Origin of the sequence: Klebsiella sp. 4_1_44FAA, from assembly GCF_000238715.1 — a bacterium.
GTDB lineage: Bacteria > Pseudomonadota > Gammaproteobacteria > Enterobacterales > Enterobacteriaceae > Klebsiella > Klebsiella pneumoniae.
The window spans coordinates 1-1367 of sequence record NZ_JH414834.1 but is presented as its reverse complement, the minus strand read 5'-3'; the positions used below and the strand labels follow the sequence as shown (position 1 = coordinate 1367).

The 1367-nt window shown below is 53.4% G+C and carries 1 pseudogene; it reads right to left on the bottom strand.

Annotated features, from left to right (window positions below):
- Window positions 1-35: 35 nt before the first annotated feature.
- Window positions 36-1367: pseudogene (locus tag HMPREF1024_RS00150) on the bottom strand (hypothetical protein); the annotation flags it as partial.

The following is a 1367-nucleotide window of genomic DNA, read 5'->3' as shown; positions in this document are numbered from 1 at the left end:
GCAACTTCTTTCTCTATCGTAAACATGGCAAATCCTTATTCTGTCAGAACGTACTGAACTGAACCGTAAATAGTTAAACCGGTTCCGCCGGTTATTGAGAAAGCGGATGGCGAGCTATTTGTTAGCAGCAAGATGTCCCTCGTTGTCGGGTTCGTATGCGCAAGCAATATGGCAGAGCCTGCGCGACTGCAAATTATCGGGGAAACTGTTAATCCCCCGTCACTCAGTGCAGCAACCGTGAACGGAAGCCCTGATATCACTACCGCGCCTCCTGTCGTCAGCGCCATTGACGTGGTTTCGATTCTGAAAGTCGCATGCACTAAACGCCCTGAGCGGCGGTAGGTTCCCACGGTGGTATTCAGCGTCACGACTTCTGAGCCGCATTTGACAACCGGCGTCCAGACACCCTTGTAATACTGGAATGCTTCCTGTGTGTTATCAAAAAACCGTATCGGGCGCTGGACGCTGTACTGACGGCGCCAGTCATAGAGGTATACCGTTTTCCCTTCGGCGCTGTTCCACTCTGCAATCTGCGAGGCCGTGTAGTCCTCTGTATTATCACGGAACGGATTGATAATGAGCGGGCCGTTGATGGTTGTTGGTTTCTGGCTGAACGGATGTGTAGCCACGCCAGCCGAAACGACAGTTCTGTCGACAGTGATACCACCCTCACAAACCATCGCTGGCGCTTTTGTCAGTGCCGCATTCCACGGGTCCTGATAGTCGGTATAGAACTGATTACCGGCAATAGTTTTCGTTGTGGTATCAACGAGACAGGTCTTTTCAACGTAGGACGTATGAATCACGTTGTAACTGCCTGCGTCGGTGTAGAACGGGACGCGGTGGGTTCCCAGCACCTTCACATCGTCAAGGCAGACCCCGTTCACCGCACGTCCATAGCGACTGAGAACGGTGAATGCCCGGCCCGCAATGCCGGGAAACGAACGCGCTGAATAGCCGCCAGCAGTATTGTTTGTCAGCCTGCCGCCTGCGGAGGTTCGCGCAGAGTTGGCGGATTTATAGATATACGTATCGAACCACGTATCAATCGCCTCATCGGCAGGGCCAAACAGCCGTGGCTTGCCGTAAAAGTGATATTTCGTATACCGGATAGCATCAACCCAGCCCACTTTGAAAATCTCTGCCGCCGGATAGGGTGGGAGATACGGAATCGTGACCGCGGCATTTCGTTGCGTCCACGCCCCGCCATAGGCGTCGCCGGTAAAGCAATCACGGGCGACAACGAAACCGTTGCAAACGGAGTCGGCCCCCATAAACCAGCCCGTCAGACAGCAATCACGGATGAGGAAATTATCTTCTGTGGACCGGTCAAGAACGCCATTCCCATAGCGACCGATAAAGAAGTT